The organism is Streptomyces sp. NPDC091282 (assembly GCF_044757385.1).
Classification (GTDB): domain Bacteria; phylum Actinomycetota; class Actinomycetes; order Streptomycetales; family Streptomycetaceae; genus Streptomyces; species Streptomyces gramineus.
Map to the genome: position 1 here is coordinate 306,868 of NZ_JBIVUX010000003.1, position 13,817 is coordinate 320,684.

Consider the following 13,817-nt stretch of genomic DNA (forward strand, 5'->3'; position numbering starts at 1 on the left):
GCCAGTCGGTGGATGGTTCGCCTCCGGCGGCGGTGTCGGCGCCGGTTCCGGGGGAGGTCCTGGAAGGATCCGACACCATGCGAGTAGTCGTACAAAATGACAAAAAAGGGTTGATGGTGGGCGCGGCGGGCCTGCTGGCCGTGGCCGCCCTGATGTCCGGCTGCGCGGGGTCCGACAGCGGCTCCACCACCCGCCCCGCCGCCGGCCAGCCGCGGCCGCACAAACCCGCCGCCGCCCCCGACTCCCACGCCGCCCTGGTCGCCGCCGCCAAGCACTGGGGCCTGGACGCCGTGCCGCTGCGCGCCCCGGCCCCGCCGAAGGTGAAGCCGCGGATCACCGCACGCGACGGCTTCGAGGTGGACGGGCAGGTGGAGGACGACCTCCCGCCCGTCTTCACCACGGTCCCGACCCGGCAGAAGATCGTCTTCCTCACCATCGACGACGGCGCGAACAAGGACCCGCGGTTCCTGCGCATGATGAACGACCTGCGGATCCCCTACACCGCGTTCCTCAGCAACTACCTGGTCAAGGACGACTACGGCTTCTTCCGCACGATGCAGTCCGAGGGCCACACCCTCAACAACCACACGCTGACCCACCCCTACCTGCCCGGCCTGTCCTACGAGGAGCAGAGGGACGAGATCTGCGGCATGCAGGCCATCATGAAGAAGCAGTTCGGCAAGGCGCCGACGGTCTTCCGGCCGCCCTACGGCAACTACAACGGCGACACCCTGCGCGCCGCCAAGTCCTGCGGCATCAAGTACGCGCCGATCTGGGACGAGGAGGTCTTCGTCGACCACTGGGAGTACCGCGAGTGGGACCGCGGCCTGCACCCCGGCGACATCGTGCTCACGCACTTCCGGGGCACGGACGACTGGGACGGCACGATGGTCGACGACATGCGCCGCTTTCTGAACAAGGTCACCCGCGAGGGCTATGCGGTGGCGCGCCTGGAGGACTACCTGTGAGCAGGCCGAGGGCGACGGCCGCGCTGCTGACCGCCGCCCTCCTCCTGGCGGGCTGCGCCCAGTCCGTCGACCCGATCGAACGGCTGGGCAAGAAGGCGGCCGACCGGGTGCGGCCGCACGGCCCGGCCGGCGAACAGGCCTACCGCCGCTGGGGCCTGGCCGCGCCCCTCCTCCCCGCGCCGCACCCCCCGCTGCACCCGCTCGCCCTCCACGACGCCCTGCCCCCGGTCGTCGACCACGTCGACACCGCCGACAAGGTCGTCTTCCTGACCTACGACGACGGCGCCGAGAAGGACCCGCGGTTCGTCGACATGGTCCGCGAACTGCGGCTCCCGGTGAGCATGTTCCTCACCGACAGCGTGGTCGGCCCCGGCTACGGCCACTTCGCGCGCCTCCAGGAGGTCGGCGCGAGCGTCCAGAACCACACCCTCGACCACCCGGCCATGTCCGGCCTGCCCTACGCCGGCCAGCGCGCCGAGATCTGCGGCCAGCAGGAGAAGCTGAAATCCCGGTTCGGCATCCGCCCCCGCCTCTTCCGGCCGCCCTACGGCACGTACGACACCACCACCCTGCGCGCGGCGGCCGACTGCGGCGTGACGGCGGTGGTCCTGTGGCGCGCGGCCATGACGGGCGACGGCATCACCTTCGGCCACGGCGAGAAGCGGCTGCGCCCCGGCGACATCGTCCTGGTCGGCCCGGACGAGGCCACCGGCCTGACCCTGCGCGAACGCACCACCCGCCTCCTGCGCCGGGCCCAGGAGGCGGGTCTGACGGTAGGGCGGCTGGAGGACTACCTCTAGGGCCCGTCACCCGGCGCCCTCACCCGGCCCCGTCACCCGCTCCCCGGCACCGATTTTCCACGCCGCGCCGCGACCGATTGGCACTCCGCTTGACCGAGTGCTAATCCCGGTCATAGTCTCGGCTCTGGCACTCGGCAGATGAGAGTGCCAACCACGCGACGGGCAGGTCCGGCACCCGCGACGACGGATCCACCTGGTCGCCACCTCAGACAGTTAACCCCGTGAGATCTCCGAAGGGGGAGGTCGGATCGTGACGACCACCAGCTCCAAGGTTGCCATCAAGCCGCTTGAGGACCGCATTGTGGTCCAGCCGCTCGACGCCGAGCAGACCACGGCCTCCGGCCTGGTCATCCCGGACACCGCGAAGGAGAAGCCCCAGGAGGGCGCCGTCCTCGCCGTGGGCCCGGGCCGTTTCGAGAACGGCGAGCGCCTGCCGCTCGACGTCAAGGTCGGCGACGTCGTGCTCTACAGCAAGTACGGCGGCACCGAGGTGAAGTACAACGGCGACGAGTACCTCGTCCTCTCGGCTCGCGACGTGCTCGCGATCATCGAGAAGTAGTTCACCCGAAGCACATTCTGCTTTGAGCTGCGCCCCTGGCCCCCGCGATCTCATGAAGCCGGGCGTCGGGGGCGCGGTTCGTTTCACTCACGTTTTCCGAGAGGGCTGAACCGCTCCCATGGCGAAGATCCTGAAGTTCGACGAGGACGCCCGTCGCGCCCTTGAGCGCGGCGTCAACAAGCTTGCCGACACCGTCAAGGTGACGATCGGCCCCAAGGGCCGCAACGTCGTCATCGACAAGAAGTTCGGTGCCCCCACCATCACCAACGACGGTGTCACCATCGCCCGCGAGGTCGAGATCGAGGACCCGTACGAGAACCTCGGCGCGCAGCTGGTGAAGGAGGTGGCGACCAAGACCAACGACATCGCGGGTGACGGTACGACCACCGCCACCGTGCTGGCCCAGGCGCTCGTCCGCGAGGGCCTCAAGAACGTCGCCGCGGGTGCCTCCCCGGCCGCCCTGAAGAAGGGCATCGACGCCGCCGTCGCCGCCATCTCCGAGGACCTGCTCGCGACGGCCCGCCCGATCGACGAGAAGTCCGACATCGCCGCCGTCGCCGCGCTGTCCGCCCAGGACCAGCAGGTCGGCGAGCTGATCGCCGAGGCGATGGACAAGGTCGGCAAGGACGGTGTCATCACCGTCGAGGAGTCCAACACCTTCGGCCTGGAGCTGGACTTCACCGAGGGCATGGCCTTCGACAAGGGCTACCTGTCGCCGTACTTCGTGACGGACCAGGAGCGCATGGAGGCCGTCCTGGAGGACCCCTACATCCTCATCAACCAGGGCAAGGTCTCCTCCATCGCGGACCTGCTCCCGCTGCTCGAGAAGATCATCCAGAGCAACGCCTCGAAGCCGCTGCTGATCATCGCCGAGGACGTGGACGGCGAGGCCCTCTCCACCCTCGTCGTCAACAAGATCCGCGGCACCTTCAACGCGGTCGCGGTCAAGGCCCCCGGCTTCGGCGACCGCCGCAAGGCGATGCTGGAGGACCTGGCGATCCTCACCGGCGCCACGGTCATCTCCGAGGAGGTCGGCCTCAAGCTCGACCAGGTCGGCCTGGACGTGCTGGGCTCCGCCCGCCGTGTCACGGTCACCAAGGACGACACCACGGTCGTCGACGGTGCCGGTGAGTCCGGTGCCGTCACCGGCCGCGTCGCCCAGATCAAGGCCGAGATCGAGAACACCGACTCCGACTGGGACCGCGAGAAGCTCCAGGAGCGCCTCGCCAAGCTGGCCGGCGGCGTGTGCGTGATCAAGGTCGGCGCCGCCACCGAGGTGGAGCTGAAGGAGAAGAAGCACCGTCTGGAGGACGCCATCTCCGCGACCCGCGCCGCGGTCGAGGAGGGCATCGTCTCCGGTGGTGGCTCCGCGCTCGTCCACGCCGCGAAGGTGCTGGAGGGCGGCCTGGGCAAGACCGGCGACGAGGCCACCGGTGTCGCCGTGGTCCGCCGTGCCGTCGTCGAGCCGCTGCGCTGGATCGCCGAGAACGCCGGCCTGGAGGGCTACGTCATCACCTCCAAGGTCGCCGAGCTGGACAAGGGCCAGGGCTTCAACGCCGCCACCGGCGAGTACGGCGACCTGGTCAAGGCCGGCGTCATCGACCCGGTCAAGGTCACCCGCTCCGCCCTGGAGAACGCGGCGTCCATCGCCTCCCTGCTCCTGACGACCGAGACCCTGGTCGTCGAGAAGAAGGAAGAGGAGGAGCCGGCCGCGGCCGGCCACTCCCACGGCCACGCCCACTGAGGCACGCCGGCATCGCCGGTAGGCAGCAGTAGAGGGCTCTGCCCCGCCGTTCCGCGGCGGGGCAGAGCCCTCTCGCATGGTGCCGGGGCACGTCCGGGCCCCGGCAACCCGCGTGCGGCAGGCGGTGATCCGGACAACCCGCCCCGGCCCCGGGGCGGACCGGTCAGTCGCGGCGGATCAGCTCCGGATCGATCCGGCGGCCGGCCAGCGGCAGAGAGCCCGCCGTCGCGGCCGCCACCACTCCCGCCACCGCCACGGACAGCAGGGGAACGCCGGCGACATCCCAGCGGATCGCCCCGCCGCCGGTGATGAGGTAGCTGGACTCGGCGAGCTTTCCGGTGACGACCGCCAGCGCGAGACCGAGACCGAGCGGCAGCACCACCTGGAGGCACTGCACGGCTCGCATGGTCCGGGCCCTGGCGCCGATCAGGGTGACGGCGGTGACCTGCGCACGGCGTTCGACCGCACGGTCGGTCACGGACACGAGGAACGCGGCCACCCCGATGACCAGACCCATGATCATGCCGAGGCCCAGCAGGGTCTCCACGACCGCGATCTGTTCGAGTCCCTGGACGTTCAGCCCCACCAGCTCGACCTCGGCGATCGGGGCGATGGCGCCGATGCCGTCCAGGACCCTGCGGACCTGGCCCGGCTCCGAGCTGCTGGTCAGCACGAGCTCGGCGTCACGGGGCCGGGCGTGTGCGGGCAGCGCGGACGGCGGCACCAGGAGCACGGCGTTGCCCACCGCCGAAGCCGAGTACCCGCTGTAGACGATCCCTCGCGCGGGGAAGCCGATGTCCAGGTGCCCGGTCCCGCTTCCCGAGAGGCGGAACCGGAACGGCGTGCCCGGCTTCACGCCGGATCCGACGCTGGAGTTGGGGTCGACGAGCCGCATCACCTCGCCGTCCACGCAGCCCTTGGAGTGCCGGACCATCTCGTCCAGCTGCGCGCAGGTGGCGATCAGGGCGGTGGCCGACGACGCGAAGGCGTCCTCGGGGTTCTTCCTCGCGAAGTCGACCCAGGAGTTCATCATCACCGCATGGGTGCGCACCCCGGCGAGGCCGTCGAGTTCTTGTTGCCGGTCCGCGGTCAGAGCGGACAGGGAGAGGGAGTAGTCCTGCACGGGTCCGGACGGGCGGCTGACCTGTTCCAGCTGGATGAGGACACCCTGGGCGAGCGAGGCGGCGTAGACGAGGAGTACGAGGCCGGTGACGACCCGCATCGTGCTCCCGGGCTCGGCCTCGTTGCGTCGCATCGCCAGGTTGAGCGTGAGGGACTGGGTGGACGCCGCCACGCGGCGGGCGAGGACGTACGAGATCAACGGGAGGGTGAGCACGAGCCCGACTCCGGTCAGCACCACGCCGCCGACCACGAACAGCGCGTTCACTCCCACGCTCGACGCCGGATGCCCGAGCGCACCGCTGACGCAGAAGCCGGACACGATGCCCATCCCGGCGATCAGGAGGAGACCGCCCCACTTGGACGGCGGCTTCGGGAGCGCGGTGCGGCGGACCGCCAGCGGGTTGGCGGCGGCCTCCCGTGCGCTCTTGCGGCCGACGAACCAGGCCAGTGCCGGGCAGCCGATCAGACACACGGCGACGGTGGTCGCGGACAGGGCACCGTCGTCCGGATACCAGCGCAGCGCGGGCAGCCCCGTCCTGGACATCACCTGGTTGAGAACCCAGTACTCGACGAGGCCGAGCACCGCGCCGAGCAGCGCGGCCATCACGGTCTCGGCGGCGTTCACGCGCTGGGTGCCCTTGACGCTGAGGCCCAGCAGGCGCAGCGCCGCCAGGCGCCGCATACGACTGGCGGCGGACAGCCGCGCGCAGACGGTGAGGAAGATCCCCAGGGGCAGCAGAACGAGGGTGGCCAGGGCGAACCGGACGTCCGTCAGGGTGGAGGGTTCCACGGCGGGGGACGGGGCGTAGTCGTAGCCGAACCCCTTCAGGGTCCGGCCCTCGTGGGCGATCCGGTCGCGGGTGGTGCCGACGTAGGCGTACAGCTCGTCCGGGTGGGCGAGTCCGGCTCCCGCGATGGTGCCCTCCTCCCGCCCCGGCAGCAGCCCCTTCACTGCGGGGGCCGTGCGCAGGAGGTCGTGGACCCGTGGCGAGACGAACACCTCGCCCGGACCGGGGAGCCGGGTCAACCCGGGCGGGGCCGACCGCGTTCCCTCGGTACCCCGGGCGATGAACACGCGGGTGAACGGCCTGGATCCGTACGCGTCGGAGCGCTGGACGACGAGCGTGCCGTCCGCCGGTCCCTTGGCGGAGGTGACGGGCTGCCGTGCCGCGGCCCGGCCGTCGTGCGCGTGCAGGATCGCCGGAACGGTGAGGACGAGGGCCAGGCAGCAGACACCGACGGAGCCGCCGGCCGCCATCAGGAAGAAGCGTGTCCGGTTCCCCCGCCCGGCGCCGAAGAGGAGTCGCAGACCGAGCAGGAATTCGCTCACGCCGCACCTCGCGGCGTGAGCACCCCGTCCGCCATCGTGTAACGGGTGTCGGCCTGTGCGGCCACTCCGTGATCGTGCGTCACCAGGAGGACCGCCGTGCCCTGCGAGCGGGCCAGTCCGAGGAACTCCTTCAGCACGGCGGAGGCGTTGGCGCTGTCCAGGGACCCGGTCGGCTCGTCCGCGAACACGACCGCGGGCCGGTGGACCAGGGCGCGCGCCACCGCGGCGCGCTGACTCTGCCCACCCGAGACCTGTGACGGCCGGCGCTCCCGCAACTCGCCGAGGCCGAGCCGTTCCAGCACTTCGCCCGCTCTGGCGAGAGCGGGTCGCTTGCGCTGTCCGCTCAGACGCAGCGGCAGCGCGGTGTTCTCCTCGATGGTCAGTTCCGGGAGTAGTTCGCCGTACTGGAAGACGAATCCGAACCGTTCCCGGCGCAGGGCGCTGATCTCGTCGTCGGAGAGGTCGCCGAGGGAACGCCCTTCGAAGCGCACCTGACCGCGTGCGGTCGGCAGGACCCCGGCGAGGCAGTAGAGGAGCGAGGACTTTCCGGATCCGCTCTGCCCCGTGATGGCCACGACCTCGCCCGGGGCGACCGAGAGGTGGGCGTCGCGGACGGCCTGCTGGTTGCCGTAGGAGAGGTCGACTCCGACGGCCGAGATGATGTCTGACGTACTGATGGCTTCCCCCAAAGAAGCGTGCGGGCCCAGGGGGATGCGCCCCTGGGCCCGCGGTCCTGCCGAAGCGCCGGCTACCTCTGGTAGTGCTTCGTCGACGAGCAGTTGTCAGGGTTGAGCGAGCCCTTGTCACGGCAGACGCGGATGTAGGCGTCGTCGGTGTGCAGAGCCGCGCCGTCCCAGTTCAGCCGGTCGAGCGGGACGCTCTGCTTCTGCTTGCCGTTGTAGCGGCTCCAGTCGTAGCCCTCGACACGGACCTGCATGTAGACGTTGTGACCGTCACCGTTGTCGGTGTCGTTCAGGTTGCCCGCCCACTCGAAGGCGCCGTGGTTCTGGTTCGAGGGCCAGAAGGCGTACTGGCCGCTCGTGAACGAGCCGCCGCCGGTGGACAGCGTCGGAATGGTGTGCCACGAGACGGCGGCTGCCGTTCCCGCGCTGACGGCGAACAGGCCCGCGGCTATCGCGCCGACTGCCAACTTGCGCATGTTTTCCTCCCGTTGTTCATGCACGACTCCGGATGGTCAGGTCCGGAGCCGTCGTGAACCTAGCAGCCGTGAAGAGGCGGGAATGGCATGGTCAATTCAAGTGTGTCCGCTTTCGATCATGTTTCGGAAGGTCCGACTTGGCTGGTGCGTGACTATTGCTTGACCAGTACTTGACCGTCGGCTGAGCTTTTCCTGAGGATTGGTGACGGATCGTCCCGGGGGGACACCTGTCAGTGGTCGACGGTGTCCGGTTCCGGCCCGGCGACGATCGCCGTGATGGGAATCGGAGGTTCCGCCGGGCGGGCACCGCCGGCTCGTAGGCGGCGGACAGAACGAGCCCCCGTCCCCGGTCGCCGGGAACGGGGGCTTCGCCCCTCGCGGGTACTTCGATGGTCTGCCTAGTTCGCCAGCGCGTCCAGCGCGTCGAGCTGGGCCAGCAGTCCCACCCGGTCGTACTGCAGCCAGCTCTCCGCCAGCTTTCCGCCGGCCAGGCGGTGGATCGTCGTCCCGGTCATCGTGACCTGGCGGCCGGTGTTGGGCACTCCCATGAACGGCGCCTTCTGCACGCCCGTCCACAGCCACCTGGTGCACACCCGGTCGCCCTGGGCGATCTGGTCCTCGATCACGAACGAGAAGTCGAAGGCCTGCCGCCAGATCTCCAGCTTGCGCCGCATCGCGTCCATGCCGATGGTGTCCCGGCTCTCGACCGGATCGTGGTCGTGGTAGTCCTCGGTGATCAGGCCGTCCAGCGGAACCAGCACTCCGGGCGCGGCGATCGTCTCGAAGAACCGCCGCGCGGTCTCCGCGGTGCCGGCGGGCACCCGCTCGTCGCGCACCACGTCCAGGTCCGTGAACGTCGGCATCCCCTCGCAGAGCGCCAGCATCTCGTCGAGGACCTGGTCCGTCTCCGGCCGGTTCGAGTTCCGCATCGCCTCCTCGTACGACGGGAACTCCACGATCTCGACGACGTGCGACGCGTCGGAGCGGTCCTTGCCGACCACCGTGTGCGTCGCCGCCCGCTTCCCCTTGGTCTGCGTGACCCACCTGTCCAGCAGCCGGTCCATCTCGGCCGGCCGGTTGGTCCTGCACTCGATGAGCTGTACGAACGTCATGCCGCCGCCTCCGGCCCCCCTGGGTCCGGTACCGTCACGCCCATCCTCCCACCGGGAGGCAGCGGCATCCGGGCCTCACTGGGGACCGAACTTGCGCCCCGTCTTCGAGGTGATGCCGCCCAGCAGCCCGTGCGGGGTCACCTTCGCCAGGCCGGTGAGCACCTTGTACCGCGGGTCGGGGATCGACAGCGTCTTGCCGCGCGCCAGGTCGGCGAGCGCGGCCTCGACCAGCTTGTCGGCGTCCAGCCACATCCAGTCCGGGATGTTGTCCGTGCCCATGCCGGCCCGCTGGTGGAACTCGGTCCGCACGAAGCCGGGCGCCAGCGCCATCAGACGGACCCCGGTCCCCGCCAGGTCGCGCGCCGCGCCCTGGGTGAACTGCACGACCCACGCCTTCGACGCGCCGTAGGTGCCCCGGGGCACGAAGGCCGCGACCGAGGCGACGTTGACGACCCCGCCGCGCCCGCGCTCGCGCATCGCGTCGGCCGCCGCCGAGGTCAGCCGCAGCACCGCCTCGCAGTGCACCTTGAGCATCTTCAGCTCGTCGTCCATCGAGACGTCCAGATAGCGGCCCTTGTTGCCGAAGCCCGCGTTGTTGATCAGCAGGTCGACCGGGTTCCTGCGGTCGCCGAGGCGGCCGGCGACCGACTCGATGCCGGAGTCCTCGGAGAGGTCGGCGGTGAGCACCTCGGCCTCGATGCCGTGCCGGTCGTGCAGCTCGGTGGCCTGCTCGCGCAGCCGTTTGGTGTCCCGTGCCACCAGGACGAGGTTGTGCCCGTCGGCCGCCAGCCGCCGCGCGAACGCGGCACCGATCCCCGCGGTCGATCCCGTAATCAGAGCCGTTGTCATGGCCCAAGGGTAGTTACCCGGACCGACGGCGTCCGCTGCCCGCACCAGCTCTCCCGAACGGTGAAGCGACGGTGAACGACCCGGGCGTGACGGCCGTTCAGTCCCGCTGCGCGGCCACGTAGCCGCGGGCCTTCGCCAGCGCCTCCGGGTGCAGCGCCGCGCCCGCCGCGAGGATCCGCGGCAGCAGCTCCCGCTCGGTGGTGGTCGCGCGGAACTCCATCGCCGCCGTCACCCCGTGCGCCGGCCGGTGGACGATCTCGATCGGGTCTCCGGCCCTGATCTCGCCCGGTTCGATCACCCGGAGGTAGGCACCCGACGCACCCTTCCGCGTGAACCTCTTCACCCATCCCCGCTCGCCCAGATGGCCCTGGAAGGTACGGCACGGGATGCGCCCTGAGGTGACCTCCAGTACGACCCCGGAACCGATCCGCCAGCGCTCGCCGATCAGCGCGTCCGACACGTTCAGCCCGTTTGTCGTGAGGTTCTCACCGAAACAGCCGTTCGGCAGCGGCCGGCCCAGCTCCTTCTCCCAGTCGTCGAGGTCCTCGCGGGCGTAGGCGTACACCGCCTGGTCGTCGCCGCCGTGGTGGCGCAGCTCGCACACCGCGTCCCCGGCCAGGCCGCTGCCCGCGACGCCCTTCGGCCCGGGTGCCTGCACCCGCACCGGTCCGTCCACGGGCCGCTTGTCGATGCCGGTCACGCCGTCCTTCTGGTCCGTGTGCGGCGAGGGCGTGGGGACTCCGAGGTTCACCGAGAGAAGCTCCATGGTCCGACGGTACGGGACCGGGCTCAAAGCGTCGACGCGATATGGGGTGCGCGGTCCAAGGCGGCCTTATGATCGAGGGATGATCGAGGCCCGCCATCTCCGCGTCCTGCGCGCCGTCGCCACCACCGGTTCGTTCTCGGCGGCGGGGCGCGAACTGGGCTGCACCCAGCCCGCCGTCAGCCAGCAGATGAAGGCCCTGGAGACTTCGGTGGGCACTCCGCTGCTGGTGCGCAACGGCCGCGACATGCGCCTGACCCAGGCCGGCGAGGCCCTGGTGCGGCACGCCTCCGGGATCCTCGCCGGGCTCACCGCCGCCGAGGAGGAGGTCGCCGCCATCGCCGGACTGCGCGCCGGCCGGGTCCGGCTGGTCTCCTTCCCGAGCGGCAGCTCCACCCTGGTCCCGACGGCGCTGGCCGCCCTGCGCGCCGCCCACCCCGGCACCCGGGTCTCCCTGGAGGAGGCCGAGCCGCCGAAGTCGGTGGAACTGCTGCGCGCCGGCGACTGCGACATCGCGCTGGCCTTCCGCTACGAAGGCGCGGCGGGCGCCGAGGAGTGGGACGACCTGGTGGTACGGCCGCTGCTGACGGACCGGCTGGTCGGCCTGCTGCCCGAACGGCACCGGCTCGCCCGCGCCGGGTCGGTGGCGCTCGGCGAACTGGCCGAGGAGCCGTGGATCGCGGGTTGCCCGCGCTGCCGGGGCCAGCTGGTCCAGGCGTGCGAGAACGCGGGCTTCACGCCCCGCATCGACTTCGCGACCGACGACTACCCGGCCGTGGTCGGTCTGGTCGGCGCGGGTCTGGGCGTGGCGGTGCTGCCCCAGCTGGCGGTCGAGTCGGTACGTCCGAGAGGTGCGCGCACGGTGGCGCTGGAACCCGCGGTGGTGCGGGAGATCGTCGCCCTCACGCTGCCCGACCTGGCGCAGGTCCCGGCGGTGGCGGCGACGCTGGAACAGCTGGGCCGCGCGGCCCGGCGGGCCTGAGGCGGACAACGGCCGGGCCGGCAGCGGTGGCTGCGGTGCCGGCGATCTGAAGAAACGTTCTTTCAGGCGTGTGCGGTGAGTCGGGTCCTTCAGCTGTGCGGGAGGGTGTCGCCGCTGGTCGTCGAGGCCGACACCAGCCTGTTGCGCGCCCGCCCCATGAGCTCTTCGCGCTCGTCCTCGGTCAGGCCGCCCCAGACGCCGTACGGCTCGCGGACCGCCAGCGCGTGCGCCGCGCACTCCGCGCGGACCGGGCACCTCATGCAGACCTCCTTGGCCGAGTTCTCACGGGCACTCCGAGCCGCCCCGCGCTCGCCCTCGGGATGGAAGAAGAGCGAGCTGTCGACCCCACGGCAGGCAGCCAGGAGCTGCCAGTCCCACAGGTCCGCGTTCGGTCCGGGAAGGCGGGAGAAATCTGCCATTACGTGACCCCTTGTAGCCGTTCTGGGCGGATACGGTGCCAACGACCGTACATCTCCGGTCTAAGGAGATGAAAATATGACTCATTGCGAATCTAGCCCCAGACACCGTGAAACGGGAAGAAAAAGGTCTAAATGGGGCATTGGATGTGATGAAAAGTTGAGGGTCTGACGTCCATGTCTGCACCGTGTCCGCGCCCTCACGTAGAGTGCCGAAGACGGCACGCAGCCCCGTAACTCTTTCGAGTGACCGTCGTTGAGAGTGCGGAGGCGGTTGAAACAACAAGCGCTCGGGCAGGCGTCCGAGACGGTCGACCGCACAGGTGACGATTCCGTACCAGCCTGGAGGCTCAAGGTGACGCGCATCAGCTGCGGAGGGCGGTCATGACTTCCGTCCTCGTCTGCGACGACTCCCCGCTTGCCCGAGAGGCGCTCCGCCGCGCGGTGGCGACCGTGCCCGGTGTCGAGCGCGTGACGACGGCGGCCAACGGCGAGGAAGTCCTCCGCCGCTGGGGTGCCGACCGTTCCGACCTGATCCTGATGGATGTGCGCATGCCCGGACTGGGCGGCGTCGAGACCGTACGGCGGCTGCTCTCCGCCGACCCCGGCGCCCGCATCATCATGCTCACGGTCGCCGAGGACCTCGACGGGGTGGCGCTCGCGGTGGCCGCCGGTGCCCGCGGCTACCTGCACAAGGACGCCTCGCGCGCGGAGCTGCGCGCGACCGTCACCCAGGCGCTCGCGGACCCCACCTGGAGGCTGGCGCCGCGCCGGCTCCGCTCGGCCGAGATGGGCGCCGCGCCCACCCTCACCGCGCGCGAGATCCAGGTCCTGGAGGGCATGAGCCACGGCCGCTCCAACGCCGAGATCGGCCGCGAGCTGTTCCTCTCCGAGGACACCGTGAAGACCCACGCCCGGCGCCTGTTCAAGAAGCTCGGCGCCTCCGACCGCGCCCACGCGGTGGCCCTCGGCTTCCGCTGGGGACTGGTCCGATAGCAGGACGGTGAGCTGCGCGGCAGCGGGATCGCGGACCGACCGGACGCCCCCGCCTACCCCACGGTGGGCGGCGTCCGCAAGGCGGATCGCCGGACGCCCGCTGCTCGTTTCGGCGTCGATGCCGCATCCTTGAGGTGTGGAGTCTCTCGGGGACGAGTCGTTCGAGCGGAAGGGGAGGGCGCAAGGGATGAGTTCCGGCGCACCTGCTCATAACGCTTCGGTGCACAACGGCGGACGCGGTGCCACACCGCCGACGGCAGCAGGGCACGATGGACCGATGCGCGACGACGAGGCGGCCACCGCCGTAGGGACGATCGGCGCTCTCGTCCACCGCGCCGTCGACGGGGACGAGCAGGCCACGCACGACCTGCTCGCCCATGTCCACCCGCTCGCGCTGCGTTACTGCCGCACCCGTCTGTCCCGGCTCCCGGGCGACGCCCGGCACTTCGTGGAGGACCTGGCCCAGGAGGTCTGCGTGGCCGTCCTCCTCGCGCTGCCCCGGTACCGCGACACCGGCCGGCCCTTCGAGGCCTTCGTCTTCGCCATCGCCTCCCACAAGGTCGCCGACCTCCAGCGGGCCGCGATGCGCCACCCGGGCTCCACGGCCGTCCCCTCCGACGAGATGCCCGAGCGGCCCGACGACTCGCTCGGCCCCGAGGAGCGGGCGCTGCTCAGCAGCGACGCCGAATGGGCCAAGAAGCTCCTGGCCAACCTCCCCGAGAACCAGCGCGAGCTGCTGCTCCTGCGCATCGCGGTGGGTCTCACCGCCGAGGAGACGGGTCAGATGTTGGGAATGTCACCGGGCGCCGTCCGCGTCGCCCAGCACCGCGCGCTGAGCCGGCTGCGCGCCCTGGCGGAGCAGTAGCCGCACGGTCCGCCGCCCCCGATGAACAGGCGTGCGCTCATTTCCGTACGAACATACGAAGCCTGAAGCTGAGTCGTACCGTGGAATTTGGGGCCTGTGCTTCCCGTTAGCATGGACATCCGCACCGTTCAAGGCCATTTGGGGAAGGTGTC

General features: G+C 70.7%; 14 protein-coding genes. 7 read left to right on the top strand and 7 right to left on the bottom strand.

Going from position 1 to position 13,817, the window contains the following annotated elements:
- Window positions 1-77: 77 nt before the first annotated feature.
- From ACIQOE_RS15270 to groL, 4 genes are all read left to right on the top strand, one after another.
- A complete protein-coding gene (locus tag ACIQOE_RS15270; RefSeq protein ID WP_362640425.1) occupies window positions 78-968 on the top strand; it encodes a polysaccharide deacetylase family protein in 891 nt (296 codons plus the stop codon).
- Entirely contained in the window at window positions 965-1,768 is an 804-nt protein-coding gene (locus tag ACIQOE_RS15275) for a polysaccharide deacetylase family protein (protein ID WP_365554831.1), read from the top strand. The genes ACIQOE_RS15270 and ACIQOE_RS15275 overlap by 4 nt, the downstream gene beginning before the upstream one ends.
- A gap of 250 nt (window positions 1,769-2,018) precedes the next feature.
- Window positions 2,019-2,327 carry a co-chaperone GroES gene (gene groES / locus ACIQOE_RS15280; RefSeq protein WP_066995800.1) on the top strand — a complete coding sequence of 103 codons (309 nt, stop codon included), beginning with the start codon at window positions 2,019-2,021 and terminating at the stop codon, window positions 2,325-2,327.
- A 118-nt stretch (window positions 2,328-2,445) separates the two neighbouring features.
- Complete coding sequence (gene groL, locus ACIQOE_RS15285) at window positions 2,446-4,071, top strand: chaperonin GroEL (protein WP_351318232.1); 1,626 nt, start codon at window positions 2,446-2,448, stop codon at window positions 4,069-4,071.
- 163 nt (window positions 4,072-4,234) lie between these two features.
- Here groL and ACIQOE_RS15290 read toward each other — a convergent pair whose 3' ends face one another.
- From ACIQOE_RS15290 to ACIQOE_RS15315, 6 genes are all read right to left on the bottom strand, one after another.
- Entirely contained in the window at window positions 4,235-6,523 is a 2,289-nt protein-coding gene (locus ACIQOE_RS15290; protein WP_401411861.1) for an ABC transporter permease, read from the bottom strand.
- On the bottom strand, window positions 6,520-7,212 hold the full coding sequence (locus tag ACIQOE_RS15295; RefSeq protein ID WP_362182672.1) for an ABC transporter ATP-binding protein: 693 nt from the start codon (window positions 7,210-7,212) through the stop codon (window positions 6,520-6,522). The genes ACIQOE_RS15290 and ACIQOE_RS15295 overlap by 4 nt, the downstream gene beginning before the upstream one ends.
- Before the next feature lie 59 nt (window positions 7,213-7,271).
- Window positions 7,272-7,682, bottom strand: coding sequence for a hypothetical protein (locus ACIQOE_RS15300; protein ID WP_401411863.1), 411 nt, complete (start codon window positions 7,680-7,682; stop codon window positions 7,272-7,274).
- Window positions 7,683-8,080: 398 nt separating this feature from the next.
- Window positions 8,081-8,794, bottom strand: a complete 714-nt coding sequence (locus ACIQOE_RS15305) for an ester cyclase (RefSeq protein ID WP_399012426.1) — start codon at window positions 8,792-8,794, stop codon at window positions 8,081-8,083.
- 75 nt (window positions 8,795-8,869) lie between these two features.
- The gene (locus ACIQOE_RS15310) at window positions 8,870-9,643 is read right to left on the bottom strand and encodes an SDR family oxidoreductase (protein WP_351318236.1); all 774 of its coding nucleotides are present in this window, start codon (window positions 9,641-9,643) and stop codon (window positions 8,870-8,872) included.
- A 97-nt stretch (window positions 9,644-9,740) separates the two neighbouring features.
- Complete coding sequence (locus ACIQOE_RS15315; protein WP_351318238.1) at window positions 9,741-10,409, bottom strand: MOSC domain-containing protein; 669 nt, start codon at window positions 10,407-10,409, stop codon at window positions 9,741-9,743.
- Between the two features lie 79 nt (window positions 10,410-10,488).
- Here ACIQOE_RS15315 and ACIQOE_RS15320 point away from each other — a divergent pair, with 79 nt between their 5' ends.
- Entirely contained in the window at window positions 10,489-11,388 is a 900-nt protein-coding gene (locus ACIQOE_RS15320; protein WP_401411866.1) for a LysR family transcriptional regulator, read from the top strand.
- Window positions 11,389-11,477: 89 nt separating this feature from the next.
- On the opposite strand, the gene ACIQOE_RS15325 is transcribed toward ACIQOE_RS15320, so the two are convergent.
- Window positions 11,478-11,807: a WhiB family transcriptional regulator gene (locus ACIQOE_RS15325; protein WP_351318242.1), complete on the bottom strand. Its 330-nt coding sequence runs from the start codon at window positions 11,805-11,807 to the stop codon at window positions 11,478-11,480.
- 381 nt (window positions 11,808-12,188) lie between these two features.
- On the opposite strand from ACIQOE_RS15325, the gene ACIQOE_RS15330 reads away from it, so the two are divergent.
- Window positions 12,189-12,800 (top strand): response regulator transcription factor, encoded by a 612-nt coding sequence (locus ACIQOE_RS15330; RefSeq protein WP_003948568.1) that lies wholly within the window; start codon window positions 12,189-12,191, stop codon window positions 12,798-12,800.
- Window positions 12,801-13,077: 277 nt separating this feature from the next.
- Window positions 13,078-13,665, top strand: coding sequence for a sigma-70 family RNA polymerase sigma factor (locus tag ACIQOE_RS15335; RefSeq protein WP_351318244.1), 588 nt, complete (start codon window positions 13,078-13,080; stop codon window positions 13,663-13,665).
- Window positions 13,666-13,817 lie beyond the last annotated feature (152 nt).